Here is a 23,793-nt window from a genome sequence, read left to right as displayed (position 1 = left end):
CGCCCTGGCACGTGCCGCCTCGCGCTCATGATGCCCTCCCGCCGGCTGCTTTGAGGGCGCGCAGGGCGGCCAGTTCGGCATCGGTGGGCGCCTGGGTGGTCGTCAGGTCCGGTGCGACGCGCAGGTCCCAGCCGGTCGCCTCCCGTGCCTGCTCCGGCGGCACGCCGGGGTGCAGCGCGCTCAGCACGAGTTCGGCGGTGTCCGGGTCCGGGCGCAGGACGCCGAGGTCGGTGACGACGGCGGTGGGCCCGGAGCCGCGCATGCCGAGGGCGGCGCGGTCGCCCGGCCCGGCGCCGTGCCCGACGGTGGTGACGAAGTCGAGTGCGGGCACCAGGTTGCGGCGGGTGTGCCGCAGCACGATGAGCACCGCGCCGCAGTTCGCGGCGATCTCGGGGGCGCCGCCCGCGCCGGGCAGCCGCCCTTCGGACCGGCCCGGGCCGCGGTCCACGACGGTGGTGTTGATGTTGGCGAACCGGTCGAGCTGGGCGGCCCCGAGGAAGCCCACGTCGATCCGGCCGCCCTGCAGCCAGTAGTTGAACATCTCCGGCACGGACACCACCGCGTCGGCGGTGTCGGCCAGTTCGCCGTCGCCGATCGACAGGGGCAGCCGGGTCGGCCGGGAGCCGATGGTGCCCGACTCGTACACCAGGACCAGGTCCGGGTTGACGGTGCGGCGCGCCAGGTTGGCGGCCGTGCTGGGCAGCCCGATGCCGACGAAGCAGCTCCGCGCGCCGGCCAGCGCGCGGGCCGCGTTGACCTCCATCAGTTCGTCGCGGCCGCAGTGCGCGGCGTCGGCCGTACCGCTCATCGGGAACTCCTTCGCACGTTCGGCACGTCCCGCACGTTCGGCACGTCCCGTCCGCTCCGCACGTTCTCGTCGATCCACCGCAGGAACGTTTCCCGGTCGCGGGAGACGGCGTCCCACCGCTGGTAGAAGTCGTTGTCCCGGACCGAGTACCCGGCCGCGTACGAGGGGTGGGCGCCGCCGGGCACGAGCGCGACGGCGTCGATCACCCAGCCGGGCAGGACCACCGAGCCGGGCCTGGGCTCCAGGGCGCCCTCGACGATCTCCTCGACGGTGACCAGCACCCGCCCGGCGGCCAGCACCGCTTCCTTCTGCACCCCGGTCAGCCCCCAGAGCTGCACATTGCCCTGCCGGTCGGCCTGCTGGGCGTGGACGACCGTGACGTCCGGGTTGAGGGCGGCCACGGCGGCCAGTTCCTCGCCGGTGAACGGGCAGGTGACGGTGGAGATGGTGTCCGTACGGCCGGGCATGCCGCTGCCGCGGTAGCCGCGCAGCACCGCGAACGGCAGCTTCGAGGCACCGGCGACATAGCGGTTGGCCATCCCCGCGTGGCTGTGCTCGTCCAGCTCCAGCGGGTGCGGCCAGCCGTTCTCGACCGCGTCGCGGAAGCGGTGCAGCGAGCCGACGCCTGGGTTGCCGCCCCAGGAGAAGACCAGCCTGCGGGCGGCGCCCGCGCCGATCAACTGGTCGTAGACCACGTCCGGGGTCATGCGGGCCAGGGTCAGGCCGGTGACGCCCTGCCGGATGATCTCGTGCGCCGCGGCGAACGGGATCAGGTGGGTGAAGCCCTCCAGCGCGACGGTGTCCCCGTCGTGGACCAGGTCCCGCACGGCCTCGCGCAGGGAACGGATGTCGGCCATGTCCTCGCCCTCGCGTCGTCCTGGGTGCCGGGGCGGCAAGGTCTTCCACCCGCCCGCCCCGCCCGCCTTGTTCGCCAGGTGAACTTTGGTTCATAATGAGCGTGCCCCGAGTCTGGGTCCCTCTCCCGGCCGTGTCAACGGGTCGGCGGGTACGGTTCCGACGAGATGTCCGCACCGTGGAGAGCCCATGACGCACCCCGCCACCGACCCGCCACGGCCGCCCCAGGGGGCGGTGGGCCCGCTGATGCGCAGCCTGTCCGTGCTGCGGGCGCTCTCCGCGGACGGCGGACGGCAGGCCGTCGGCGACCTGGTCCGCGCGACCGGACTGGCGCGCTCCACCGTCGACCGCGTTCTGAGCACCCTCGCCCGCCTGGGCCACGTACGCGTCGAGGGCCGGGACGCGGTGCTCGCCCCCGGTCTGCTGGAACTCGGCAACGCCTACCTGGCCGCCTCCGAGCTGCCCGACCGGCTCGCCCCGGCCGCCGACCGGCTCGCCGACACGCTCGACGAGTCGGTCTCGCTCGCCGTACCGGACGGCGACGGAGTGCGCTTCGTGCACCAGGCGACGCGGCGGCGGGCGATGTCGCTCGCCTTCCGCATCGGCGACCTGCTGCCCGCCGAACGGGGCGCGGTCGGCGCGCTGTTCGCCGCCGACTGGGACGAGGACGCCTGGCTGCGCTGGCGGCAGCGGCACGCGGCGGACCCCACGGACGCCGGTTTCCCGGCCGTACCGCCGCGCCGGCGCGAGAACACCGGTACGGAACAGCCGTGCCCCGTGACGGAGTTCGCCGCCCGGGTCGAAGCGGCCCGGGCCACCGGCTGGTCACTGGACGACCAGTTGATCGAACCAGGCCTGGTCGCCGTCGCCATGCCCGTACGCGACCCCCTGGGCCGCCCGGTGTGCGCGGTGAGCGTCGTCAGCCACACCAGCCGGCTGACCGCCGAAGACCTACCCGCCGCCGTCCTCCCCCAACTCCGCAAGACGGTGGCGGAGATGGAACACTCCCTGACCGCCCCCGCCGCTGTCTCGACCGCCGAACCGTCCCCCACCCGGCACGCCTCCTGGACGCGCGCCTCCAAGCGGGAACTGGGCCCCGAGTTCGTCGAGTCCCTGGCCCGCGGCCTGCTCACCCTCACCGCGTTCGGCACCGGCCGGGCCGCACTCCCCCTGACCGCCGTGGCGGAGGCCACCGGCCTGGCCCGCGCCACCGCGCGCCGCGCCCTGCTCACCCTCGAACACCTCGGCTATCTCACCTCGGACGGCCGCCTCTTCCGCCCCGCACCGAAGATCCTGGAACTGGGCTTCGCCCCGCTCTCCGGACTGTCCCTCCCGGACATCGCCCGGCCCCACCTGGCCGCGCTGGTGGAGCAGGTGCACGACTCCGCGTCGATGGCGGTGCTGTCCGGCACGGACATCCGGTACGTGGCCCGGGTCCCCACCGTACGGATCATGAGCGTCAACATCACGGTGGGCACCCGCTTCCCCGCGTACCCGACCTCCATGGGCCGGGTCCTGCTCGCGGACCTCACCCCGGCGGAACGCGCCGCCCACCTCGCCCGCGCCGACCTCACCCCCCTCACCCGGCACACCGTCACCTCGCCCGAGCGCCTCGCCGTCGTACTGGAGCAGACACGCGAGGACGGTTACGCCCTGGTGGACCAGGAATTGGAGGAGGGCCTCCGCTCGATCGCCGTCCCCGTACGCGACCGCCACTCCCGGGTCGTCGCCGCGGTCAACGTCTCCACCCACGCGGGCCACCGCTCCCCCACCGAGGACCGCGACACCCTCCTGCCCCCGCTACGAGCGGCCGCGGCGCGCATCGAGGCGGATCTGCATACGGCGGGGCGGTACCTGAGGATTCCGCTCGCCTGAGAAGCCCGGAGCACCGGCGCCGGTCCCGCCGAGGGCTCCGGAGCTTCACTTGAGGCCAACGGACGGTGGGCACTGGAAGGCCAGTGTTCCCCATGGAAACAAGCACCTCCGGGTCAAGGCATGTGGGGAAAGTGGCTGTGGGGGAACTGTGGGTGTGTGTTTCTGTTGCGAAGTGAACAACACCGACAGCTCCGGGACGCCTGAGGAGAGACCGAGCCCCCGCGTCCGGCGAAGAACTGATGCCGATGTCGAGGGGTGCGTGCGGGTGCTCGCGGAAGTCCATCGGCGTGACGGCTACCCGGTGAACTGGCCTGACAAGCCCGGCGAGTGGCTGTCACGCGGGCCCCAGCTCGACTCCTGGGTGGCCGGACTTGAGGGACGCATCGTCGGGCATGTCAGTTTGTCGCGAGGTGGCAAAGGCGACCTGGCTCCGGCGTTGTGGAGCGAGCGGAACGGGACGACGCGGGCTGCGACGGCTGTGGTCAGCAGGCTGTTCGTCGCCCCGCGGGCGAGGGGGCATCGGATCGGCGCGCTGCTGATCGGCCAAGCGGTGCGGCACGCGCGGCATCGTGGTCTGCATCCGGTACTCGACGTCGTCGCATCCGATGTGGCGGCGGCGGCCCTGTACGAGCGGTTGGGCTGGGAGCTGATGGCCACCGTCGAGCAGGCGTGGGGTCCGGATCAGACGGTGACCATCCACTGTTACGCAGCGCCGTCGTGAGGTGCCCCTGCTACGGCCCGGCCCAGCCCGCCCCCGTTGCGGCCAGCCCGGCCCGGCCCGCTGCTCGCTCCGGAGCGCCGTTGTCCTCGCGATCGCCCACGACGCGGCGAACAACGGGCGCGCGCCGTCACCCCCAGGGCGTCGGCCCGGCGCCGTTCGACCATGCCACCAACCGGTCGCCGTCGAAGCAGCGGATGCCGCAGGTGTCGGCGTAGTCGACGGCCGGTTCGGTGAAGGTGCTGGTGGTGACGACGGCGGCGACCTCGGCCTCGTGCACCGTGTAGCAGGTGCCGCCGAAGCGCTGCACGTCCTGGGAGCCGACCTTGTTGTCCGGACAGTAGCGCTTGCACTGGATGATGATCCGCCGGCCGTCGGCTGTGGTGGCCAGGACGTCCGCGCCCAAGTCCCCCGCGCCGCCGACCACCTCGACGTTCCGGCAGCCGTCGCGTTCGCAGAGATGGGCTATCGCCTGCTCGAAGGCGTACGCGTCCATGGCGAGGAAGTCCTCGACACTGCCCCACCGGGCGGCCACGGGATCGGGCTCGGGATCGGCCACAGGAGCTACGACAGCCGGGGCGGCTTCCTCCGCCGCGGCCGCCAGGGCCACCTCCGCTTCGGCCTCCGCCTTCCCCGCCCGCGCGGCCCGCCGCAGTTCGCGCAGGCGCGGCATGCCCCGGATCGCCACGACGACGAGGGCCACGACGAACGGAAGGGCGACGACGCTCACCACAGTGGCCGGGCCCGGGTGCTCCGTCGCCCACCGGACCACTTCGCGGACGGCGAGGAAGCCACCGCACAGAAGGACCCCGATCACGGCCAGGACGAACATCGTCCGCCGCATCGGGTACGTACGGCCCCGGGGCCCTGGTGATGCCCCGTCAACTTGCGTGGGTGCGGCCACCGGCGCTGCTCCTTCACTTCCGCGGGACGGTTACGGCTCCTCTTCCACCTCCTGCCCCGCGGCGGCCGATCCATGATCACCACGCCCCACCCGTCGCGCCCGCCTCCGCCGCACGTTCGCCACATCCCGCGCCACAGCCAGCACAACCGCCCCCACGACGAACACCACCGCCCCGAGCGCGGCCGAAGAGGTCAGCATCGGATACACAAGGTCTCCCAAGGAATAGGCGGCGCATTCTCCGCGCCCTGGAAAACACCATGCGGCACCCGCTCACCGCCCACCCCTTCCTCACCACCGCCCCGCGCGCCTCTTCACCCGAATTCAGCACACACGACCCAGGCCCCTCCCCAGCGCCTAGCCTGCCTCGTAACTCCGGTTCGGGTGCGACGTCAAGCTGGTCGTGCAGGTCGTCACCGCTCAACGCCGTGAGCTCATAGAGGTGTTCACCGGGCTTCGCCCGGACGAGTTCCAGCGTCCGGTGCGGGCTGTCCACCGTGAGGGCGGCAAGGCCCTGGACCCGGACCGGCCGGGCCGTCCGTGGGCACTGACACTGGAGGGCCGGGTGCTGCTGGTGGCGATGTACTGCCGTACCAACCTCACCATGCGCCAGCTCGCCCCGCTGTTCGGGATCTCCCCGGCAGCCGTCGGCCGGATCATCAGCCGGCACGGCCCACTGCTGGCCCTGGCGCCGGGCAAACGCAAGCCTGGACGGCACCAGGTCCTCGTCGTGGACGGCACGCTGGTGCCCAGCCGGGACCGGACGGTGGCCGCCTCGTCCAAGAACTACCGCTACTCGGCGAACCTCCAGGTCTTCACCAAGGCCGGGACCCGGCTCGTGCTGGCCGCCGGCCGGCCCCTGCTGGGCAACCTCAACGACTGCACCGTTTGCACCGAGTCCGGCATCAAGGACGCCTGCGCAACGCGACCGTCATCGCCGACGGCAGCTACCAGAGCACCGGGATTCTCATGGCCCACCGGCGCCGGGCCGGACAGGACCGGCTTCCGGTCTGGAAGGAGCAGCGCAACGCCTTCCACCGGCAGGTCCGGGCCCGGGTTGAGCACGCCTTCGCCAGATCGAAGAATTGTAAGATCCTGCGGGACTGCTGCCTCAAGGGAGACGGTGTCTACTGGGCCACCAGCGGCGTCGCCCACATGCATGACCTCGCCCTCAGCCGAGCCTGATCGACATCGCGAGACAAGCTGTACCAGGGCACCGGGTGATGGTCGCCCCAGGGCTTCGCGTGTCGTCTCCGCAGTCGGCAGCTATGCCCCGCAGGCGCTCCCGACGCAGAGGGGCGGATCGTATTCCTTGCCATCGTTGCAGTAAAGCCACCAGGTGTCTCCCGACTTGTATCCGTGCGGCTGTACGCGGGTCAATGCGGGGATCCAGCTCTTCCCCTTCTCGAAGTTCCAGTGCTCGGGCCTCAAGTTGCGGGCGTAGCCGCCCAGCCTGTGGTCGGCTCCGATGTGGGCGGAGGCGTGCCAGAAGTACTTGCCGTTCCAGACGCGAAAGTAATTCTTTGTGGGGTCTTCTTTGTAGGCGCCGAACTGCCACTTGGCTGCGTCGCTGGTGCTTCCGGCGACGTAGCACCACCCGGCCCAGTTGATCCCCAGGTAGCCCCATAGCACCCCGCCCTTCCACAAGAAAACGGGCTTGGGTTCGATATCGCCCACCTCCGAGACAGGCGGCATTGTCTCCTCAGGCGTGAGTCCCTGGTCAGGGTCTTTATCTGGAGGTACCGTCACCGGGCTAGGACCTTCTCCCTGCGGCAGCGGACCCGGGTCAGGGCCTTGTCCCGAAAAGATTGCTGGTTCCAATGGGGCCGGTGCTTCGTCGTTCGGCATGCCATTCCCCTTCTCTGGTGTCACGTAGTGGATCGACGCCCACGTGTCTCCCGCGCTCGGTGTGTTCTTGATCCTCACATCGAATGACGGGCAACCCCGCCCCCGGGGGCATGTCGAACCTCCTGCCATTTTCGCTACGCGCTACCCCACATGCCCGCCTATGCAGACCAGACGGGGGATCGTGAATCCCGCCTGCTAAGGCACAGCCCTCGTCTCGGGTATCACGCCGCTACGAGTTACGAGAGAGCTTCTAACACACGGGATGCGGCTGCCGCTGGGGTTCATGGAAAGGCCGCCGGGCGACTGTTGGCGCTGGCTACGATCCGCCTCGTGCCGGTGGAGTTTCTGACTGAGGCGAGCCGCCCAGGGTCGATCAGGGGCACTGACCCACCCCGCTCACGTGGCAGCCGCGCAGGAAACGGGGCATGGGTCGTTCCGGTGCCAGCATTTACATGTGGCACCCGTTGCCAGCGATTCACTCGAATGGGTGAACGACTATGCCTACCGCCGCGCATCCAGAGATGCATCCCTCCCCTGAGGAAAAAGGGGGCTCATTCGAGGAGGGCAAGCCTGGAGTCGATGGCGGGACCGACGACTCCGACACCCCTCTCCCTCTGCGGCGTCACGAACGCGTCGTCATCGAAACGGAACACCGAGAGGCTCACGTGACAGACGGCGTCCGCGGCAGCGCTGAACGGGATTTCCAGCCCGTCCACCGGACCCATACGGCCCAGTTGCTCCAGCGTGGTACGGATCCGTGTCGAGACCGTCATGGTCACCTTTTCCGAGCGCTCCCGGCCCCGGGTGACATCCTCCTCCGGATCACCGACCAGGAACCGCCCCCCGGCATCCCTCGCCGGCCTTCTGCCGCAGCGTTTCGGAGAACGCCGGCACCTGCGACCACAAGAAGTAATTCGTGTACCCCGCGAAGAGAAGTTCCCGGCCCCCGATCAGCTCGCCCCATACGTCGGAAGGACAGGCGGACCGGTACGGATAGCTGCGCACCAGTTCCCGGTCGTGCCCGGTGCTTGCCGTAGCCGAGCGCAGGGCATTGTTCAAGTCCCCTCCCCCGGACATTCGGGTCTTCTCGCGAACGCAGCGCCTCGACGGCCCAACTGTCCGCCGCCAGATACAGATTGGCCCTTGAGGGGGCTCAGAGGTCATCTCATTTGGCTGGGTCGGCTGTTCGCTGTGGTGCAGATTGTGGAACGGTTGGTTCCCGGCGAATGGTGGGGGTTGTTCCAGCGGGTGGTGCCTGCGGCGTCATTCGGGCCATCCGGGCGATGGCCCACCGCCGGTTCACCGCATGGATGAAGGTCAGGGTGTGGGCCGAGCTCCGCCGCCTGGTCCTCGACGAACTCAGGGCCCGCAGCGACCGAGCGGACCGGTCCGCCCCTGTCCGTCGGAATCTCCGGCGCGAACGTGCACGACAGCCAGGCCCTGGTCCCGCTGGTGAAGGGCATACCCCCGATCCGCTCCCGCCTCGGCCGCCGCCGACGCAAGCCCGGCAGGCTCCACGCCGACAAGGGCTATGACTATCGCTACCTGCGGCAATGGCCGGCGCAGCGAGGCATTCGGCACCGCATCGCCCGCAAGGGCGTCGAGACCTCACAGCGGCTCGGACGACACCGATGGACCATCGAACGGGCCATGGCCTGGCTCGCCGGGTGCCGTCGACTCCACCGCCGCTACGAACGCAAGGCCGAGCCCCCCTCGCTTTCACCAGCCTCGCCTGCACCCTCACCTGCTACCGCGGACTCAAGACGACTCCATGCGTTGTGAAAGCTCAGCCATGATGGCAAGCGTGAGCAAAGAGACTGCGCTTGAGGCCGTATCACGCCTGTACCAAGAGTTCATGACATTGCCTTTTCCTCCCAGACTGGCTGGCGCGGACCGGGCCGGCTTCGATCTGGTGATGCTGGACTCGGACACCGCAGGCTGGGTTTTCACCTGGATCAAGAACGGCGGCGAGCTCGACGCGCGAGCTCGGAGCGGTCTGCTTCGCTCCATCGCCCGCCTGGACCAGGTCATACCTGTACTCAGTGAAGCGGACCACCCTGAATACTGGCACCGCCTGCACGAGATGGCTCGTCTTGTCGCGGATTCCCCCCAGGCAGACGCCAATGAGATGACCTCTCAACCCTGGAACGCATGACCGATCCGACGCCGCACTCCACCGCCCCGATCATCCTGCCGCTGCCGCTGGAAACGGCTCCTGCTCCCGTCGAAGGCTGCGCGGGTGACGCCGAACCCAGGCCACCATTGCGCGTCCGCGCTGTCCACGCATCGCTCGACCACCCGGCAAATGATGCGCCCGTATCCGGACGATAAGCTTTCGTCCTGATTTTCCATGCACAAGGGGGGCACATGTCCGCTGAACCACACACCGAAACCGGGGCCGGGACGCGGATCGAGTTCGCGTACCGCATGACCGTCGAGGACTTTCGTGAGGGGTTGCGTGCCCGGGCGCGGGTCTCGGTTGCTGCGCGGCGCTACAGGTTGCTGGTGATCGTGGGGGCTGTGCTGCTGCTCGGGGTCATGGTGTGGACCTGGGTGGCCGAGGGGACCGTGGACGTGCCGCTCGTGGTGGTGCCGGTGGCGTTGCTGCTGATGATGTTCGTGTCGCCCTGGATACTGGCCCGGCAGTTCCATCGGCAGGCCGAGGCGATGGGCGAGTTCCGGGCGGTGGTGGACGAGAGCGGTGTCACGGTCACGAACCGGCAGCGGACCAGTGCTCTCTCCTGGCGGGCGGTGAACCGTTACGCCGAGACGCCGCGGGCGTTCGTGCTGCTGAGCGGGGACCGGAACATCACGGATATGACGATCCTGCCCAAGCGCGGCGCCGCCCACCCCGCCGACGCCGAGCGGCTGCGGGCTCTGATCGAGGGGCGGCTGGTTCGTGTCTGAGGACCGGAGTGGGTCCGTGTCCGCCTTATGGCCCCGGCGTCCGTCGACACCGGCCGCCTCGTACGTTCCGGCCGCCCCGGACACCCCCATACGCCGGCGCGGCGCGGCCAATCCCTGCGTTCTACCGGTGCTGGTTGTCGTGCGGCCTGGCAGGCCTTCGGCGTGCGGCCCTACAGGCCCGGCGCTCGTCCCTCAGTGCCGCCGGTGACGCTTCGTACGCGTGTGCAGTCGTGCCCGGATGTCGGCCGGGGGCAGGAAGTGGGCCCAGCGTTCGGGGTATTCCGCCGGGGGTGACGCGCCCGGGTCGTCGCCGTCGTCGCCGTCGTCCTCGTCGCCGTCGTCCGGCTGCGGGTCGCCGGTGAGGGCGGCATCCGCGGAGTCGGCCGTGGCGCCGAGGCCGACGGCGGCCAGGGCGGAGCTCTGGGCCGCCGCCACCTCGCGGGCCCGGCGTTCCTTCTCGGCGCGGCCGGCGGCGGTGGCGACCGAGGGCCATACGCGGTCGAAGGCGGCGTTCATGGCCGCGCCGACCAGGACCGCGAAGGCGGAGACGCCGATCCAGAGGAGGACGGCGACGGGTGCGGCGAGGGAGCCGTAGATGGTGGGGCCCTCTACGGTCTGGGTGAGGTAGACGCGCAGCAGCAGGCTGCCCAGGACCCACATGGCGAGGGCTACCACCGCGCCGGGGATGTCCTCGCGCCAGGGTGAGCGTACGGGGACGGACACGTGGTAGAGGGTGGTGAGGAAGGCGACGGAGAGGATGAGGACGACCGGCCAGTACAGGATGCGGATGGCGGTCCCGCTCGCCGGCAGCCAACTGACGACGGTGTCCGGGCCGACCACCATCAGCGGCAGCGCGACCGCGCCGACGACCAGCGCGGCCAGGTAGAGCACGAAGGCCAGCAGCCGGGTCCGGACGATGCCGCGCCGCCCGTCCAGCCCGTACATGATCGTGATGGTGTCGACGAAGACGTTGAGCGCGCGGGAGCCGGACCACAGGGCGATGGCGAAGCCGAGGGAGATCACGTCCGGGCGGCGGCCGGTGAAGATGTCGTCGAGCAGCGGCCGGGCGATCTCGTTGACGCCCTTGCTGGACAGTAGGGTGTCGGACGCGCTGAGGATGTTCTCGCGGATGTGGTCGATGGTCTCCCGGCCGATCCAGGGCTCCATGTAGCCGAGCAGGCCGATGAAGCCGAGGAGCAGCGGCGGCAGCGACAGCAGGCAGAAGAACGCGGCCTCGGCGGCGAGCCCGGTGACGCGGTACTCCATGCAGGAGTTGACGGTGTCCTTCAGCAGCAGCCAGGCGAGGCGGCGTTTGGAGACGTTCCGGTACAGGACCCGGGCCCGGTGCAGACGGCCGGCCGGCCGCTGCGCTGCTTCGTTCACTGGCTGCACCTCCTTACCGTATCTGCCATGGCACCCACCACTCATACGGTCACGAACCAGCCTCCGCCGCTGGTCGGGTACGACGTCTTCGCGGCGGACGCGGCGCTCACCGAGGGCGTCGCGCGGCACGTCTCGCCCGCTCTCCGGGAGGAGGCGCGGCAGGAACTGGGCGAGCTGGGCCGGGCGGCGGGCTCCGCCCACGCGCAGCGCTGGGGTGCGCTGGCCGACGGCAATCCACCCGTCCTGCGTACCCACGACCGTTACGGCCACCGGGTGGACGAGGTGGAATTCCACCCGGCGTGGCACCGGCTGCTGGGACACGCCGTCTCCTCCGGGCTCACCGACGCCTGGTCACGGCCGGCCGGGCACGTCCGGCGTACCGCGGGGTTCCTGGTGTGGACGCAGGCCGAGGCGGGGCACGGCTGTCCGCTGTCGATGACGCACGCGGCGGTGCCCGCGCTGCGGGCCGACCCGGCGCTGGCGGCGGAGTGGGAGCCGCTGCTGACCTCGCGGGTGTACGAGCCGGGGCTGCGGCCGGTGGCGGACAAGCCGGGCGCGCTGGCCGGGATGGCGATGACGGAGAAGCAGGGGGGCAGTGACGTGCAGGCGACCACGACGGTCGCGGAGCCCCTGTCGTCCGACGGGGAGTACGTCCTGACGGGGCACAAGTGGTTCTGTTCGGCGCCGATGTCGGACGCGTTCCTGGTGCTGGCGCGGACGCCGGGGGACGCGTCGCGGCGGGCGGACGGGGACGGGGGCGGGCTCTCCTGTTTCCTGCTGCCGCGGGTGCTGCCGGACGGCAGCCGCAACTCCTTCCGCATCCAGCGGCTCAAGGACAAGCTCGGCAACCGCGCGAACGCGTCGGCCGAGGTCGAGTTCGACGGCACGACCTGGGCGCGGCGGGTCGGCGAGGAGGGGCGCGGCGTCGCGACGATCATCGAGATGGTCGCGGCGACCCGGCTGGACTGTGTGACGGGCTCGGCGGCGGTGATGCGGCAGGCGGTGGCGCAGGCGCTGCACCACACCACGTACCGGGAGGCGTTCGGCAAGCCCCTCGCCGAGCAGCCGCTGATGCGCAACGTCCTCGCGGACCTGGCGCTGGAGTCGGAGGCGGCGACGGCGCTGGCGCTGCGGCTGGCCGCGGCGTACGACGCGGACACCGACCAGGAGCGGCACTTCCTGCGGCTGGCGGTGCCCGCGGCCAAGTTCTGGGTGACCAAGCGCTGCACACCGGTGGCCGCCGAGGCGCTGGAGTGCCTGGGCGGCAACGGTTACGTGGAGGAGTCCGGAATGCCGCGGCTGCTGCGCGAGTCGCCGCTGAACTCCGTGTGGGAGGGGTCGGGCAACATCCAGGCGCTGGACGTGCTGCGGGCGCTGCGCCGCGAACCGGCGGCGCTGCACGCCTTCCTGACGGAGATCGGTACGGCCCGGGGCGCCGACCACCGGCTGGACGGCGCGATCAAGGGACTGCTGACCGAACTGGCCGACCTGGAGGGCATCGAGGCCCGCGCCCGGCGGCTGGCGGAGCGGCTGGCGCTGGTCCTCCAGGGCTCCCTGCTCGTACGGTACGCGCCGCCCGAGGTCGCCGATGCGTTCTGCGCCGCGCGCCTGGGCACCGACCACGGCACCTCCTTCGGCACCCTGCCGCACACCCTCGCCCTGCGCGCGATCGTGGAGCGGGCACGGCCGGTGGCGGAGCGGTGACGTACCAGGAACCGGCGCGCCGCGACAAGCGGTGAAGTACGCGGTGGCGGGCCCGGTTCCCTCAGGAGGGGGGTCGGGGTCCGGGGCCCGCCACCGTGTGGTCGGGGAGCGGTGCCGCGCCGACCCGGCGCCGCTCCCCGGTCTCGGACCGGTCCTCAGGACCGGCCCGCGAGGTCTGTCGCCGCCCGTCGCCGCTGCGGCCCGTACCGGGCGGCCGGAGCGCGGCGGCTCCCGGCGGCACGGGCTCCGGGAACGGCGGCCCCGACGGCACGAGGGGTTCCGCTCACCATGACGTCGCCCCCTCTCGTCCTGCCGGTCACCTTCCTCGCCGCCGTCATAGGCCACAACAGTTGCAGCCGGTTGCAACCAATTGACGCAATCCCGCGTTCGGAGCGGCCCGGTGACGGCACCATGGGGCGGCAACCCACGGACAGTGCACGACGGAGAGAAGAGCGTGAGCGACAGACCGAGCGACATGGGCATCTGGTCGGCCCAGGAGGTACGCGAGACGACGCGGCGGCTCGCCTCGCTCCGTGAGGCCGCGCTCTGCGACGGCCGGACGGCCGCCGCGCCCCGTGCCGTGATCTGCGAGTCCTGGCGCCGGGCGCTGGACCGCGGCGTCGACCCGGACCGGGACCGGCGCGAACGGCCGCTGACCGTCGAGGAGCTGGAGCACCGGCGGCACAGCTCCCGGCTCGCCTCGCTGCTGCCGCTGTTCAACAGCGGTCTGCTGCCGGCCGCCGACGCCGCCCAGCAGATCATGGTCGTCACGGACGCCGAGGGCCGGGTGCTGTGGCGGGAGGGCTGCGCGCCGGTCCGGCGGATGGCCGACCGGCACGGCTTCGACAAGGGCGCGGACTGGACCGAGGAGATCGTCGGCACCAACGCCATCGGGACCGCGCTGGTGGCCCGCCGCCCCGTCCTGGTGCACTCCGCCGAGCACTTCGTCCGTACCCACCACCAGTGGACGTGCGCCGCGGCGCCGCTGCACGATCCGCGCGACGGGCGGCTGCTGGGCATCGTGGACGTGAGCGGCCCGGCGCACACCTTCCATCCCAGCACCCTGTCGCTGGTCTCCGCGGTGGCCCGGCTCGCGGAGGGCGAGCTGCGCGAACGGCACCACGGCGCGCTGGACCGGCTGCGGGCGAGCGCCGCGCCCGTACTGGCCCGGCTCGGCGGGCAGGCGCTGGCCGTCGACAAGGACGGCTGGACCGCGGCGGTCATCGGGCTGGCGCCGCCGGACCGGGTCGCCCTGCCCAAGTCCCCGGAGGCCGGGCCGCTGTGGCTGCCGCGCTACGGGATGTGCACGCTGGAGCCGCTGCCCGGCGGCTGGCTGATCCGCGTCGGCGCGCCGCAGGGCGAGGAGCCGCGGACCAGCCGGGTGCTGCTGGACCTCGGCAGCCGTACCCGGCCGGCCGTCACGGTCACCGGCCCGGCGGGTAGCTGGACGCACGAGCTGAGTCCGCGCCACGCGGAGGTGCTGTTCGTGCTGGCGCACCGGCCGGAGGGGCGCAGCGCGGCCGACCTGGCGCAGGACCTCTTCGGGGACCGTGCCCGGACGGTGACGGTACGGGCCGAGCTGTCCCGGTTGCGCCGCCATCTCGCGAGTGTCCTGGCGCACCGCCCGTACCGGTTCGCCGACGGGGTGGACGTGGAACTGCGGCTGCCACCGAGCCCGGTGGACCTGCTGCCGCACTCGACGGCACCGGCGGTGATGGCGGCACGACGCGCGTGAGGGGGCGCGGGGCCCCGCCCCGTACGTCCCGGGCTCCCCGTACCTCCCGTACGCCTCGTAAAAGCGGTGCGGTCCACCCGCCCCTTGGGTAATCTGGCACCGCTTCGAACATCAGCTCCCCAGGAGGACGTCGCAGAACGGGAGCAGCCCACGCCACGGTGCGCGTGCGGCCGGGCGAGCGGGCGACACGACCTTTCGTGCTCGACCCCGCCCTCCTGGAGGATCTGACATGCCCATCGGCCTCGGCCTGCCCATCGGCGCCCCCGCATCCCTGCTGACCTGGGCCCGGCGCGCCGACGCCGTCCCGTTCCGCAGCGTCGCGCTGCTCGACCGGCTGGCGTACGGCAATCCGGAACCCCTGATCACCCTGGCCGCCCTGGCCGGCGCCACCTCCCGCGTACGGTTGCAGACCGAGGTGCTGCTCGCGCCGCTGCACCGCACCGCGCTGCTCGCCAAGCAGGCCGCCACCCTCGACGTGCTCTCCGGCGCCCGGTTCACGCTCGGCATCGGGCTGGGCGGACGCGCGGACGACTACGCGGCGGCGGGCGTCGACCAGCGCACCCGCGGCCGCCGGCTGGACGGCCAGACGGCCCGGCTGCGTTCCGTCTGGGCCGGTGAGCCGTACGGCGCGGGCGCCGGCCCGGTCGGCCCCGCGCCGGCCCGTACCGGCGGCCCGGAAGTGCTCTTCGGCGGCTTCGTACCGGCCGTGGTCCGGCGGGTGGCCCGCTGGGGCGACGGCTTTCTCGGTGCGGCGCTGCCGCCGTCGATGATGGACGGGCTGTTCCGCGACGTGGAGAAGGCGTGGGACACGGCGGGCCGGTCCGGCCGCCCGCGGCTGGTGGCACAGGTGAACGTGGCACTCGACCCGGAGCCCGTCCTGGACGAGGCCCGGCGCGAGGCACGCGCGTACTACGGGCCGTTCGCGTACACCGACCACGTCGTGAACGGACTGCTCACCACGGAACGCGGCATCCGCGACGCGGTGGCCGCCTTCCGCGCCATCGGCGCCGACGAGGTGATGCTCTACTGCTGGGCCACCGACCCGGACCAGGTGGAGCGCATCGCGGACGCGGTGCTGTGATCCCGGCCGGGCCGCGCGGGCGGTTCCCGCGCGGCCCGGCCGCTCACCGGGACGCCCCCGCGGCTGCTGTGCGGTCGCGGCGCCGTGATGTGCTGCCCCCATGACTCTCACCGTGACCACCTGGCACCTCGAACAGACCTCTCCCGACGACCTGGCCCCCGCCGTCGCTCCCCCGGCGGAGCAGCGGGTCCGGATCGCCCGGGCGGAGGTGGCCTCGCCGGAGTTCAGCCGGTTCCTTTACACGTCGGTCGGCGGGGACATCACCTGGACCGACCGGCTGGGCTGGTCGTACGGGCAGTGGGAGGAGTTCCTCGGGCGGCCCGGCGTGGAGACGTGGGTGGCGTACGAGCGGGACACGCCGGCCGGGTTCGTGGAGCTGGACGCGCAGGCCGAAGGGGCCGTCGAGATCAGCTACTTCGGGCTGCTGCCGGCGTTCCGGGGGCGACGGATCGGTGGGCATCTGCTGGCGTACGGGACGGCGCGGGCCTGGGACCTGGACGAGCGATGGCCGGAGCGTGAGCGGACCCGGCGGGTGTGGGTGCACACGTGCAGCAAGGACGGGCCGTACGCACTGGACAACTACCGGCGCCGCGGCTTCCGGGTGTACGCGACCGAGGAGACCGAAGAAGCGGAGGTGCCCATTCCGGGTCCGTGGCCGGGCGCCTGACCCCGGGCGGCAATTCCTGGCGATATGCCGTAAAACGGCAGGGCGGGACCCGCGGAGCCCGCCCTGCCGTGGCGTGACCGAGGCCATACCTTCTCACCATCCGGGACACTCTTGTCCATATTCTGGAAGACGGTGGACTGGCTAAAGAGCGCCATGACACGCTTCCGTCATGTCTACAGCTGGAATTGCCTTGGTGAGTCGGCGGCACGTCGACCTCGGCCGCCTGTCCAGCGCCATCTGTCCGGCGGGCTGACAGTCTCAGCAACGTCGCCTTTTCGCCGTCCCCACCGTCGCGGACGCGCGGGCACCCTGATCCGACCTGCCCCGGGCATTTCTGTACCCAGCCCCTTGCGCCGAGGCGCGTCTTCGCAGGTCACGGTGGGGTTGCCGCTGCCGTCCCCCCTCACCGAGCCGCCCAGAAGGACATACCGCCATGGCCGCCACCCCCGAACGAACCGGTTCCGCCACGACCCGCCGCAAGGCCGGACGCCATCGCGGTGAGGGCCAGTGGGCCGTAGGTCACTTCACTCCGCTGAACGGCAACGAGCAGTTCAAGAAGGACGACGACGGTCTCAATGTGCGGACACGCATTGAGACGATCTACGCCAAGCGCGGTTTCGACTCGATCGACCCCAGCGATCTGCGCGGCCGGATGCGCTGGTGGGGCCTCTACACCCAGCGCAAGCCCGGGATCGACGGCGGCAAGACCGCGGTACTGGAGCCGGAGGAGCTGGACGACACGCACTTCATGCTGCGGGTCCGGGTCGACGGCGGCCGGCTGAGCGTCGCGCAGCTACGGGCCATCGGCGAGGTCTCCCAGGAGTACGCGCGCGGCACCGCGGACATCACCGACCGGCAGAACATCCAGTTGCACTGGATCCGCATCGAGGACGTCCCGGCGATCTGGGAGAAGCTGGAGTCCGTCGGCCTGTCGACGACCGAGGCGTGCGGCGACTGCCCCCGTGTCATCATCGGCTCGCCTGTCGCCGGCATCGCGGCCGACGAGATCATCGACGGCTCGCCCGCGATCGCGGAGATCGAGCGGCGCTTCATCGGCAGCAAGGAATTCTCGAACCTGCCGCGGAAGTTCAAGACGGCGATCTCCGGCTCGCCGGTGCAGGACGTGGTGCACGAGATCAACGACGTCGCGTTCGTGGGCGTCGAGCACCCCGAGCACGGCCCCGGCTTCGACCTGTGGGTGGGCGGCGGCCTGTCCACCAACCCGCGGCTCGGCGAACGGCTGGGCGCATGGGTGCCGCTGGAGGACGTGCCCGAGGCGTGGGCCGGTGTCGTGGGGATCTTCCGGGACTACGGCTACCGGCGGCTGCGCAACCGCGCCCGGCTGAAGTTCCTGATGGCGGACTGGGGACCGGAGAAGTTCCGCGAGGTACTGGAGAACGAGTACCTGAAGCGGAAGCTGACCGACGGCCCGGCGCCCGCCGAGCCCAGCAGCCGCTGGCGCGACCACGTGGGCGTGCACCGCCAGAAGGACGGCCGGTTCTACGTGGGCTTCGCGCCGCGCGTGGGCCGGGTGGACGGCGCCACCCTCGTCAAGATCGCCGAACTGGCGGCGGCGCACGGCTCGGACCGGCTGAACACCACCGTCGAACAGAAGATGATCATCCTTGATGTGTCCGAGGACCAGGTCGAGCCGCTGGTCGCCGGGCTGGAGGCGCTGGACTTCCAGGTCCGGCCCTCGCCCTTCCGGCGCGGCACGATGGCCTGCACCGGCATCGAGTTCTGCAAGCTGGCGATCGTCGAGACCAAGGCGCGCGGCGCCTCGCTCATCGACGAACTGGAGCGCCGGATGCCGGACTTCGAGGAGCCGGTCAGCATCAACATCAACGGCTGCCCGAACGCCTGCGCCCGCATCCAGACCGCGGACATCGGCCTCAAGGGCCAGTTGGTGCTGGACGCCGACGGCAACCAGGTGGAGGGCTACCAGGTGCACCTGGGCGGCGCGCTCGGACTCCAGGCGGGCTTCGGCCGCAAGGTCCGCGGCCTGAAGGTCACCGCCGACGAGCTGCCCGACTACGTCGAGCGGGTGCTGACCCGGTTCCAGGAGCAGCGCGAGGAGGGCGAGCGGTTCGCCACCTGGGCCGCCCGCGCGGAAGAGGGTGCGCTGAAGTGAGCGGGCGGGCCGCGCCGTTCTACTGCCCGTACTGCGGGGACGAGGACCTGCGCCCTTCCGGGGAGGGACACGGCGCGTGGGAATGCGGGGCGTGCGCCCGCGCGTTCCGGCTCTCGTTCCTCGGACTGCTGGCCAAGGGCGTCACCGCCCCGGCCCGGCAGCACGACAACCCTCAAGGGGGCAGCAGCACATGACGGCAACTCAGGAACGGACGGAAGCCGAGCTGGCGGCGCTCGCCGAGCGGGCGGGCCGCGACCTGGAGGACGCCTCCCCGCTGGAGATCCTCACCTGGGCCGCCGGGGCCTTCGGCGAGCGCTTCTGCGTCACCTCCTCCATGGAGGACGCGGTCGTCGCGCACCTGGCCGCGCGCGCCTTCCCCGGTGTCGACGTGGTCTTCCTCGACACCGGCTACCACTTCCCGGAGACCATCGGCACCCGGGACGCGGTGGCCGAGGTGATGGACGTCAACGTCATCACCCTCACGCCGCGGCGGACGGTGGCCGAGCAGGACGCCGAGTACGGGCCGAAGCTGCACGACCGCGACCCGGACCGGTGCTGCGCGCTGCGCAAGGTCGCGCCCCTCGAAGCGGGCCTGGCCGGGTACGACGCCTGGGCGACCGGGCTGCGCCGCGACGAGTCGCCGACCCGGGCCGGTACCCCGGTCGTGGGCTGGGACGCGCGGCGCCGCAAGGTGAAGGTCTCGCCGATCGCGCGCTGGACGCAGCAGGACGTGGACACGTACGTCGCCGAGCACGGGGTGCTCACCAACCCGCTGCTGCTGGACGGCTACGCCTCGGTGGGCTGCGCGCCCTGCACCCGCCGGGTGTCGGCGGGCGAGGACGCGCGGGCCGGCCGCTGGGCCGGCAGCAACAAGACCGAATGCGGGCTGCACTGATGAGCGGCCCCGGGGAGTCCGGCCAGCAGACGCCGGACCACGAGGACATCCAGGACCTTCGGGAGCGAAAGATGACGGGCGCCACGGTGTGGCTGACCGGACTGCCCAGCGCCGGCAAGACCACGATCGCGTACGCGCTGGCGGAGCGGCTGCGGGGCGAGGGCCACCGCGTCGAGGTGCTGGACGGGGACGAGATCCGCGAGTTCCTCTCGGCGGGGCTCGGGTTCAGCCGGGCGGACCGGGACACCAACGTGCAGCGCATCGGCTTCGTCGCCGAACTCCTGGCGAGCAACGGCGTCAAGGCGCTGGTGCCGGTGATCGCGCCGTACGCGGACTCGCGGGAGGCGGTGCGCAAGCGGCACCAGCGCGAGGGGACGCCGTACCTGGAGGTGCACGTGGCCACGCCGGTCGAGGTGTGCTCCGAGCGGGACGTGAAGGGCCTGTACGCGAAGCAGGCGGCGGGCGAGATATCCGGGCTGACCGGCGTCGACGACCCGTACGAGCAGCCCGAGTCGCCCGATCTGCGCATCGCGTCGCACACCCAGACCGTCCAGGAGTCCGCGGCGGCGCTGCACGCGCTGCTCACCGAGAGGGGACTGGCATGACGACCGCCGCTGCCGTGAGCACGGGCGCCGGGAGCCCCGGCGGGACCGGGAAGGCCGGGGACGCCGACAGCCCGTACGCGCTGAGCCATCTGGACGCGCTGGAGTCCGAGGCGGTGCACATCTTCCGCGAGGTGGCGGGCGAGTTCGAGCGGCCGGTGATCCTCTTCTCCGGTGGCAAGGACTCGATCCTCATGCTGCACCTGGCGCTGAAGGCGTTCGCGCCCGCGCCGGTGCCCTTCGCGCTGCTCCACGTGGACACCGGTCACAACTTCCCCGAGGTGCTCGACTACCGCGACCGCACGGTGGCCCGGCACGGACTGCGGCTGCACGTCGCCTCCGTGCAGGACTTCATCGACCGCGGCGAGCTGCGCGAGCGCCCGGACGGCACCCGCAACCCGCTCCAGACCGTGCCGCTGCTGCACGCCATCGAGTCGCACCGCTTTGACGCGGTGTTCGGCGGCGGACGCCGGGACGAGGAGAAGGCGCGCGCCAAGGAGCGGGTCTTCTCGCTGCGCGACGAGTTCGGCGGCTGGGACCCGCGCCGCCAGCGCCCCGAGCTGTGGCAGCTCTACAACGGCCGCCACTCCCCCGGCGAGCACGTCCGCGTCTTCCCGCTGTCCAACTGGACGGAGCTGGACGTGTGGCAGTACATCGCCCGCGAGAAGATCGAGCTGCCCGCCATCTACTACGCCCACGAGCGCGAGGTCTTCGCCCGCGGCGGCATGTGGCTGGCGCCCGGCGAGTGGGGCGGCGCCAAGGACGGCGAGCGGGTCGAGACGCGGCGGGTGCGCTACCGCACCGTCGGTGACATGTCCTGCACCGGCGCCGTCGACTCCGACGCGGACACCATCGAGGCCGTCATCGCGGAGATCGCCGCCTCCCGGCTCACCGAGCGGGGCGCCACCCGGGCCGACGACAAGCTGTCCGAGGCCGCCATGGAGGACCGCAAGCGCGAGGGGTACTTCTGATCATGAGCACGAACACGATGGTCGATCCGGTCGACGTGGCCGGTACGGCCGCCACCTCGCTGCTGCGCTTCGCCACCGCCGGTTCGGTGGACGACGGCAAGTCCACGCTGGTGGGGCGGCTGCTGCACGATTCGAAGTCGGTGCTGGCCGACCAGCTCGAAGCGGTCGAGCGGGCCTCGCTGGGCCGCGGTCAGGAAGCGCCGGACCTGGCGCTGCTGACCGACGGGCTGCGGGCCGAGCGGGAGCAGGGCATCACCATCGATGTCGCCTACCGCTACTTCGCCACGCCCCGGCGCCGCTTCATCCTCGCCGACACCCCGGGCCATGTGCAGTACACCCGCAACATGGTCACCGGCGCCTCCACCGCCGAGCTGGCCGTGGTGCTGGTCGACGCCCGCAACGGCGTGGTCGAGCAGACCCGCCGGCACGCCGCCGTCGCCGCGCTGCTGCGCGTCCCGCACGTCGTCCTCGCCGTCAACAAGATGGACCTGGTGGACTACGCGGAGCCGGTCTTCGCGGCGATCGCCGCGGAGTTCACCACGTACGCCGCGTCCCTGGGCGTACCGGAGATCACCGCGATCCCCATCTCGGCGCTGGCCGGCGACAACGTCGTGACCCCGTCCACGAACATGGACTGGTACGGCGGGCCGACCGTGCTGGAGCACCTGGAGACCGTGCCGGTCGTCGCCGACCCGTCCGAGGACCCGGCGCGTTTCCCGGTGCAGTACGTCATCCGCCCGCAGACCCCCGAACTGCCCGACTACCGCGGCTACGCGGGGCAGATCGCCTCGGGTGTGCTCCGTGTCGGCGACGCGGTGACGGTGCTGCCGTCGGGCCGTACCAGCACCGTCGAGGCGCTGGACGTGCTGGGCGAGGCGGTCGACGTGGCCTGGGCGCCGCAGTCGGTGACCGTACGGCTCGCCGACGACCTGGACATCTCGCGTGGCGACCTGATCGCCCCGGCCGCCGCGCCGCCCGCCGTCACCCAGGACGTCGAGGCGACCGTCTGCCATGTCGCCGACCGGCCGCTGAAGACCGGCCAGCGGGTGCTGCTCAAGCACACCACCCGTACGGTCAAGGCGATCGTCAAGGACATCCCGTCCCGGCTGACGCTCGACGACCTCTCCCAGCACCCGGCGCCCGGCGAGCTGGCCGCCAACGACATCGGCCGGGTCGTGCTGCGCACCGCCGAGCCCCTGGCGCTGGACCCGTACGCCGACTCCCGGCGTACCGGATCGTTCCTGCTCATCGATCCGGCGGACGGCACCACGCTGACCGCGGGGATGGCCGGGTCCGCGTTCGCCGAGGCGGCCGAGGCCGCGGCGGCGGTCGCGGACGACGACGCGGAATGGGACTTCTGACATGAGCGCTCCCCTGACCCCGGACACCGTCGCGACCTTCGCGGACGCCTTCTCGACGTTCGCGAAGGAAGGCGGCCGGATCGGCAGCGGCGCGCTGGGCAGCGGCCAGGGCGGCGTCGGGCGATGTGTGCGCCGATGACGTACCGCCACGTGTCCCCCACGCCCCCCTTCCGAAGATCCACCGCTCTGCCGGGCCCGCCGTAGGCGCTCACCGCCCGGCCCTCCGAGAGGACCCCCTCCCGTGTCTGCCGTACGCCACCGCCTGCTGGCCGCCCTCGCCGTCGTCCCCCTGCTGACCGGCGCTCTGGGCGCGTGCGGGTACGGCTCCCGCGCCAAGCAGGACGAGCAGGGCGCGGTCGCGGCGAAGGGACCGAAGACCGACGGTCTGGACCGGGTCAAGGTCGGCTACTTCGCCAACACCACGCACGCCACCGCGCTGGTCGGCGACCGGAAGGGCTTCTTCCAGAAGGAGCTGGGCGGTACGAAGTTCGCGCCGTCGGTGTTCAACGCGGGCCCGGCGGAGATCGAGGCACTGAACTCCGGTGCCATCGACATCGGCTGGATCGGCCCGTCCCCCGCCATCAACGGGTGGACCACCTCCCAGGGCAAGAGCCTGAAGATCATCTCGGGGTCGGCGTCCGGCGGCGTCTCGCTCGTCGTCGACCCCAAGAAGATCAAGAGCCTGGACGATCTCCAGGGCAAGACGATCGCCACCCCGCAGTTGGGCAACACCCAGGACGTGGCGCTGCTCAACTACCTGGCCGAGAAGGGCTACCGGGTCGACGCGACCACCGGCAAGGGCGATGTGACCGTCCAGCGCACCGAGAACAAGGTCACCCCGGTCGCCTTCCGGCAGGGCAGCATCGACGCCGCGTGGGTGCCCGAGCCGACCGCCTCCAAGCTGGTCGCCGAGGGCGGCAAGGTGCTGCTCGACGAGAAGAAGCTGTGGAAGGACGGCAAGTTCGTCATCACGAACGTGATCGTCTCGCAGAAGTTCCTCAAGGAGCACCCGAAGGCCGTCGAGGCGGTACTGCGCGGCTCGGTCAAGACCAACACGTACATCAGGACCCATCCGGCCGAGGCCAAGCAGGCGCTCAACGACAAGCTGGCCGACGCGGTCGGCAAGGCGCTGCCGCCGTCCGTGATCGACCCGGCGTTCCGCAACACCGACGTCACCGACGACCCGCTGGCCGCCACCCTCCAACTGGAGGCGGACCACGCGGTCCGGGCCGGCCTGCTGAAGAAGCCCGCCCTCAAGGGCATCTACGACCTCACGCTGCTCAACAAGGTGCTCAAGGCCGAGGGCAAGCCGGCGGTCGACGACGCCGGTCTCGGCAGCGAATAGCCCGCG

At 71.6% G+C, this 23,793-nt stretch carries 24 protein-coding genes and 2 pseudogenes; 19 read left to right on the top strand and 7 right to left on the bottom strand.

The features are described from left to right. Positions 1-25: 25 nt before the first annotated feature. A complete protein-coding gene (locus AB0A97_RS20390; protein ID WP_361151634.1) occupies positions 26-808 on the bottom strand; it encodes a CoA-transferase in 783 nt (260 codons plus the stop codon). Next, positions 805-1,665 carry a CoA-transferase gene (locus tag AB0A97_RS20385; protein ID WP_361151631.1) on the bottom strand — a complete coding sequence of 287 codons (861 nt, stop codon included), beginning with the start codon at positions 1,663-1,665 and terminating at the stop codon, positions 805-807. Before AB0A97_RS20385 ends, AB0A97_RS20390 begins: the two co-directional genes overlap by 4 nt. Before the next feature lie 187 nt (positions 1,666-1,852). On the opposite strand from AB0A97_RS20385, the gene AB0A97_RS20380 reads away from it, so the two are divergent. Both AB0A97_RS20380 and AB0A97_RS20375 read left to right on the top strand, forming a co-directional pair. Next, positions 1,853-3,538, top strand: coding sequence for an IclR family transcriptional regulator C-terminal domain-containing protein (locus AB0A97_RS20380; protein ID WP_361151628.1), 1,686 nt, complete (start codon positions 1,853-1,855; stop codon positions 3,536-3,538). Between the two features lie 259 nt (positions 3,539-3,797). After that, positions 3,798-4,259, top strand: coding sequence for a GNAT family N-acetyltransferase (locus AB0A97_RS20375; RefSeq protein WP_361151969.1), 462 nt, complete (start codon positions 3,798-3,800; stop codon positions 4,257-4,259). Between the two features lie 127 nt (positions 4,260-4,386). Here AB0A97_RS20375 and AB0A97_RS20370 read toward each other — a convergent pair whose 3' ends face one another. Next, positions 4,387-5,160, bottom strand: a complete 774-nt coding sequence (locus AB0A97_RS20370; protein ID WP_361151625.1) for a restriction endonuclease — start codon at positions 5,158-5,160, stop codon at positions 4,387-4,389. A 400-nt stretch (positions 5,161-5,560) separates the two neighbouring features. On the opposite strand from AB0A97_RS20370, the pseudogene AB0A97_RS20365 reads away from it, so the two are divergent. Next, a pseudogene (locus AB0A97_RS20365) lies at positions 5,561-6,342 on the top strand (transposase). 81 nt (positions 6,343-6,423) lie between these two features. Here the strand turns inward: AB0A97_RS20365 and AB0A97_RS20360 are convergent. The 3 genes from AB0A97_RS20360 to AB0A97_RS20350 form a co-directional block, all read right to left on the bottom strand. Further along, positions 6,424-6,906, bottom strand: a complete 483-nt coding sequence (locus AB0A97_RS20360; protein WP_361151622.1) for a hypothetical protein — start codon at positions 6,904-6,906, stop codon at positions 6,424-6,426. Between the two features lie 650 nt (positions 6,907-7,556). Then, entirely contained in the window at positions 7,557-7,778 is a 222-nt protein-coding gene (locus AB0A97_RS20355; protein WP_361151619.1) for a hypothetical protein, read from the bottom strand. A 49-nt stretch (positions 7,779-7,827) separates the two neighbouring features. Beyond that, positions 7,828-8,064: a hypothetical protein gene (locus AB0A97_RS20350; protein ID WP_361151616.1), complete on the bottom strand. Its 237-nt coding sequence runs from the start codon at positions 8,062-8,064 to the stop codon at positions 7,828-7,830. 132 nt (positions 8,065-8,196) lie between these two features. Between AB0A97_RS20350 and AB0A97_RS20345 the strand changes: the two are divergent. From AB0A97_RS20345 to AB0A97_RS20335, 3 genes and pseudogenes are all read left to right on the top strand, one after another. Further along, positions 8,197-8,801: pseudogene (locus AB0A97_RS20345) on the top strand (transposase). An 8-nt stretch (positions 8,802-8,809) separates the two neighbouring features. Beyond that, complete coding sequence (locus tag AB0A97_RS20340; RefSeq protein WP_361151613.1) at positions 8,810-9,160, top strand: hypothetical protein; 351 nt, start codon at positions 8,810-8,812, stop codon at positions 9,158-9,160. 212 nt (positions 9,161-9,372) lie between these two features. Further along, positions 9,373-9,912 carry a YcxB family protein gene (locus AB0A97_RS20335; RefSeq protein ID WP_361151610.1) on the top strand — a complete coding sequence of 180 codons (540 nt, stop codon included), beginning with the start codon at positions 9,373-9,375 and terminating at the stop codon, positions 9,910-9,912. A 192-nt stretch (positions 9,913-10,104) separates the two neighbouring features. On the opposite strand, the gene AB0A97_RS20330 is transcribed toward AB0A97_RS20335, so the two are convergent. Further along, positions 10,105-11,304, bottom strand: coding sequence for a YihY/virulence factor BrkB family protein (locus AB0A97_RS20330; protein ID WP_361151607.1), 1,200 nt, complete (start codon positions 11,302-11,304; stop codon positions 10,105-10,107). An 18-nt stretch (positions 11,305-11,322) separates the two neighbouring features. Between AB0A97_RS20330 and AB0A97_RS20325 the strand changes: the two genes are divergently transcribed. The 13 genes from AB0A97_RS20325 (at position 11,323) to AB0A97_RS20265 (ending at position 23,787) form a co-directional block, all read left to right on the top strand. Beyond that, on the top strand, positions 11,323-12,999 hold the full coding sequence (locus AB0A97_RS20325) for an acyl-CoA dehydrogenase family protein (protein ID WP_361151604.1): 1,677 nt from the start codon (positions 11,323-11,325) through the stop codon (positions 12,997-12,999). Between the two features lie 454 nt (positions 13,000-13,453). Further along, positions 13,454-14,734, top strand: coding sequence for a GAF domain-containing protein (locus tag AB0A97_RS20320; RefSeq protein ID WP_361151601.1), 1,281 nt, complete (start codon positions 13,454-13,456; stop codon positions 14,732-14,734). A 229-nt stretch (positions 14,735-14,963) separates the two neighbouring features. Further along, a complete protein-coding gene (locus AB0A97_RS20315; RefSeq protein ID WP_361151597.1) occupies positions 14,964-15,815 on the top strand; it encodes an LLM class flavin-dependent oxidoreductase in 852 nt (283 codons plus the stop codon). A 100-nt stretch (positions 15,816-15,915) separates the two neighbouring features. Next, entirely contained in the window at positions 15,916-16,482 is a 567-nt protein-coding gene (locus tag AB0A97_RS20310) for a GNAT family N-acetyltransferase (RefSeq protein ID WP_361151594.1), read from the top strand. Positions 16,483-16,651: 169 nt separating this feature from the next. Beyond that, positions 16,652-16,735, top strand: coding sequence for a putative leader peptide (locus tag AB0A97_RS20305; protein ID WP_331785330.1), 84 nt, complete (start codon positions 16,652-16,654; stop codon positions 16,733-16,735). Between the two features lie 180 nt (positions 16,736-16,915). Then, positions 16,916-18,613, top strand: coding sequence for a nitrite/sulfite reductase (locus tag AB0A97_RS20300; RefSeq protein ID WP_361151592.1), 1,698 nt, complete (start codon positions 16,916-16,918; stop codon positions 18,611-18,613). After that, the gene (locus AB0A97_RS20295; RefSeq protein ID WP_361151589.1) at positions 18,610-18,807 is read left to right on the top strand and encodes a hypothetical protein; all 198 of its coding nucleotides are present in this window, start codon (positions 18,610-18,612) and stop codon (positions 18,805-18,807) included. Before AB0A97_RS20300 ends, AB0A97_RS20295 begins: the two co-directional genes overlap by 4 nt. Continuing rightward, positions 18,804-19,508, top strand: coding sequence for a phosphoadenylyl-sulfate reductase (locus AB0A97_RS20290; RefSeq protein ID WP_361151587.1), 705 nt, complete (start codon positions 18,804-18,806; stop codon positions 19,506-19,508). The genes AB0A97_RS20295 and AB0A97_RS20290 overlap by 4 nt, the downstream gene beginning before the upstream one ends. Positions 19,509-19,579: 71 nt before the next feature. Further along, positions 19,580-20,113, top strand: a complete 534-nt coding sequence (gene cysC / locus AB0A97_RS20285; RefSeq protein ID WP_361151965.1) for an adenylyl-sulfate kinase — start codon at positions 19,580-19,582, stop codon at positions 20,111-20,113. Then, positions 20,110-21,081, top strand: a complete 972-nt coding sequence (gene cysD, locus AB0A97_RS20280; RefSeq protein WP_361151585.1) for a sulfate adenylyltransferase subunit CysD — start codon at positions 20,110-20,112, stop codon at positions 21,079-21,081. The genes cysC and cysD overlap by 4 nt, the downstream gene beginning before the upstream one ends. A 2-nt stretch (positions 21,082-21,083) precedes the next feature. After that, positions 21,084-22,442 carry a GTP-binding protein gene (locus tag AB0A97_RS20275; RefSeq protein WP_361151582.1) on the top strand — a complete coding sequence of 453 codons (1,359 nt, stop codon included), beginning with the start codon at positions 21,084-21,086 and terminating at the stop codon, positions 22,440-22,442. Between the two features lies 1 nt (position 22,443). Then, on the top strand, positions 22,444-22,581 hold the full coding sequence (locus AB0A97_RS20270) for a hypothetical protein (RefSeq protein ID WP_361151581.1): 138 nt from the start codon (positions 22,444-22,446) through the stop codon (positions 22,579-22,581). 102 nt (positions 22,582-22,683) lie between these two features. After that, positions 22,684-23,787 (top strand): ABC transporter substrate-binding protein, encoded by a 1,104-nt coding sequence (locus tag AB0A97_RS20265; RefSeq protein ID WP_361151579.1) that lies wholly within the window; start codon positions 22,684-22,686, stop codon positions 23,785-23,787. Positions 23,788-23,793: the final 6 nt, after the last annotated feature.

The organism is Streptomyces sp. NPDC045470 (genome assembly GCF_040646595.1).
Classification (GTDB): Bacteria; Actinomycetota; Actinomycetes; order Streptomycetales; family Streptomycetaceae; genus Streptomyces.
The sequence above is the reverse complement of the archived record's forward strand: the minus strand, read 5'-3'. Positions and strand labels throughout refer to the sequence as shown.

Excerpts from the sequence above, each read along its gene's own strand:
- AB0A97_RS20390 (WP_361151634.1), bottom strand. The coding sequence starts at position 808 with ATGAGCGGTACGGCCGACGCCGCGCACTGCGGCCGCGACGAACTGATG.
- AB0A97_RS20385 (WP_361151631.1), bottom strand. The coding sequence starts at position 1,665 with ATGGCCGACATCCGTTCCCTGCGCGAGGCCGTGCGGGACCTGGTCCAC.
- AB0A97_RS20380 (WP_361151628.1), top strand. The coding sequence starts at position 1,853 with ATGACGCACCCCGCCACCGACCCGCCACGGCCGCCCCAGGGGGCGGTG.
- AB0A97_RS20355 (WP_361151619.1), bottom strand. The coding sequence starts at position 7,778 with ATGACGGTCTCGACACGGATCCGTACCACGCTGGAGCAACTGGGCCGT.
- AB0A97_RS20335 (WP_361151610.1), top strand. The coding sequence starts at position 9,373 with ATGTCCGCTGAACCACACACCGAAACCGGGGCCGGGACGCGGATCGAG.
- AB0A97_RS20325 (WP_361151604.1), top strand. The coding sequence starts at position 11,323 with ATGGCACCCACCACTCATACGGTCACGAACCAGCCTCCGCCGCTGGTC.
- AB0A97_RS20315 (WP_361151597.1), top strand. The coding sequence starts at position 14,964 with ATGCCCATCGGCCTCGGCCTGCCCATCGGCGCCCCCGCATCCCTGCTG.
- AB0A97_RS20310 (WP_361151594.1), top strand. The coding sequence starts at position 15,916 with ATGACTCTCACCGTGACCACCTGGCACCTCGAACAGACCTCTCCCGAC.
- AB0A97_RS20305 (WP_331785330.1), top strand. The coding sequence starts at position 16,652 with ATGTCTACAGCTGGAATTGCCTTGGTGAGTCGGCGGCACGTCGACCTC.
- AB0A97_RS20300 (WP_361151592.1), top strand. The coding sequence starts at position 16,916 with ATGGCCGCCACCCCCGAACGAACCGGTTCCGCCACGACCCGCCGCAAG.
- AB0A97_RS20290 (WP_361151587.1), top strand. The coding sequence starts at position 18,804 with ATGACGGCAACTCAGGAACGGACGGAAGCCGAGCTGGCGGCGCTCGCC.
- cysC (WP_361151965.1), top strand. The coding sequence starts at position 19,580 with ATGACGGGCGCCACGGTGTGGCTGACCGGACTGCCCAGCGCCGGCAAG.
- cysD (WP_361151585.1), top strand. The coding sequence starts at position 20,110 with ATGACGACCGCCGCTGCCGTGAGCACGGGCGCCGGGAGCCCCGGCGGG.
- AB0A97_RS20275 (WP_361151582.1), top strand. The coding sequence starts at position 21,084 with ATGAGCACGAACACGATGGTCGATCCGGTCGACGTGGCCGGTACGGCC.
- AB0A97_RS20270 (WP_361151581.1), top strand. The coding sequence starts at position 22,444 with ATGAGCGCTCCCCTGACCCCGGACACCGTCGCGACCTTCGCGGACGCC.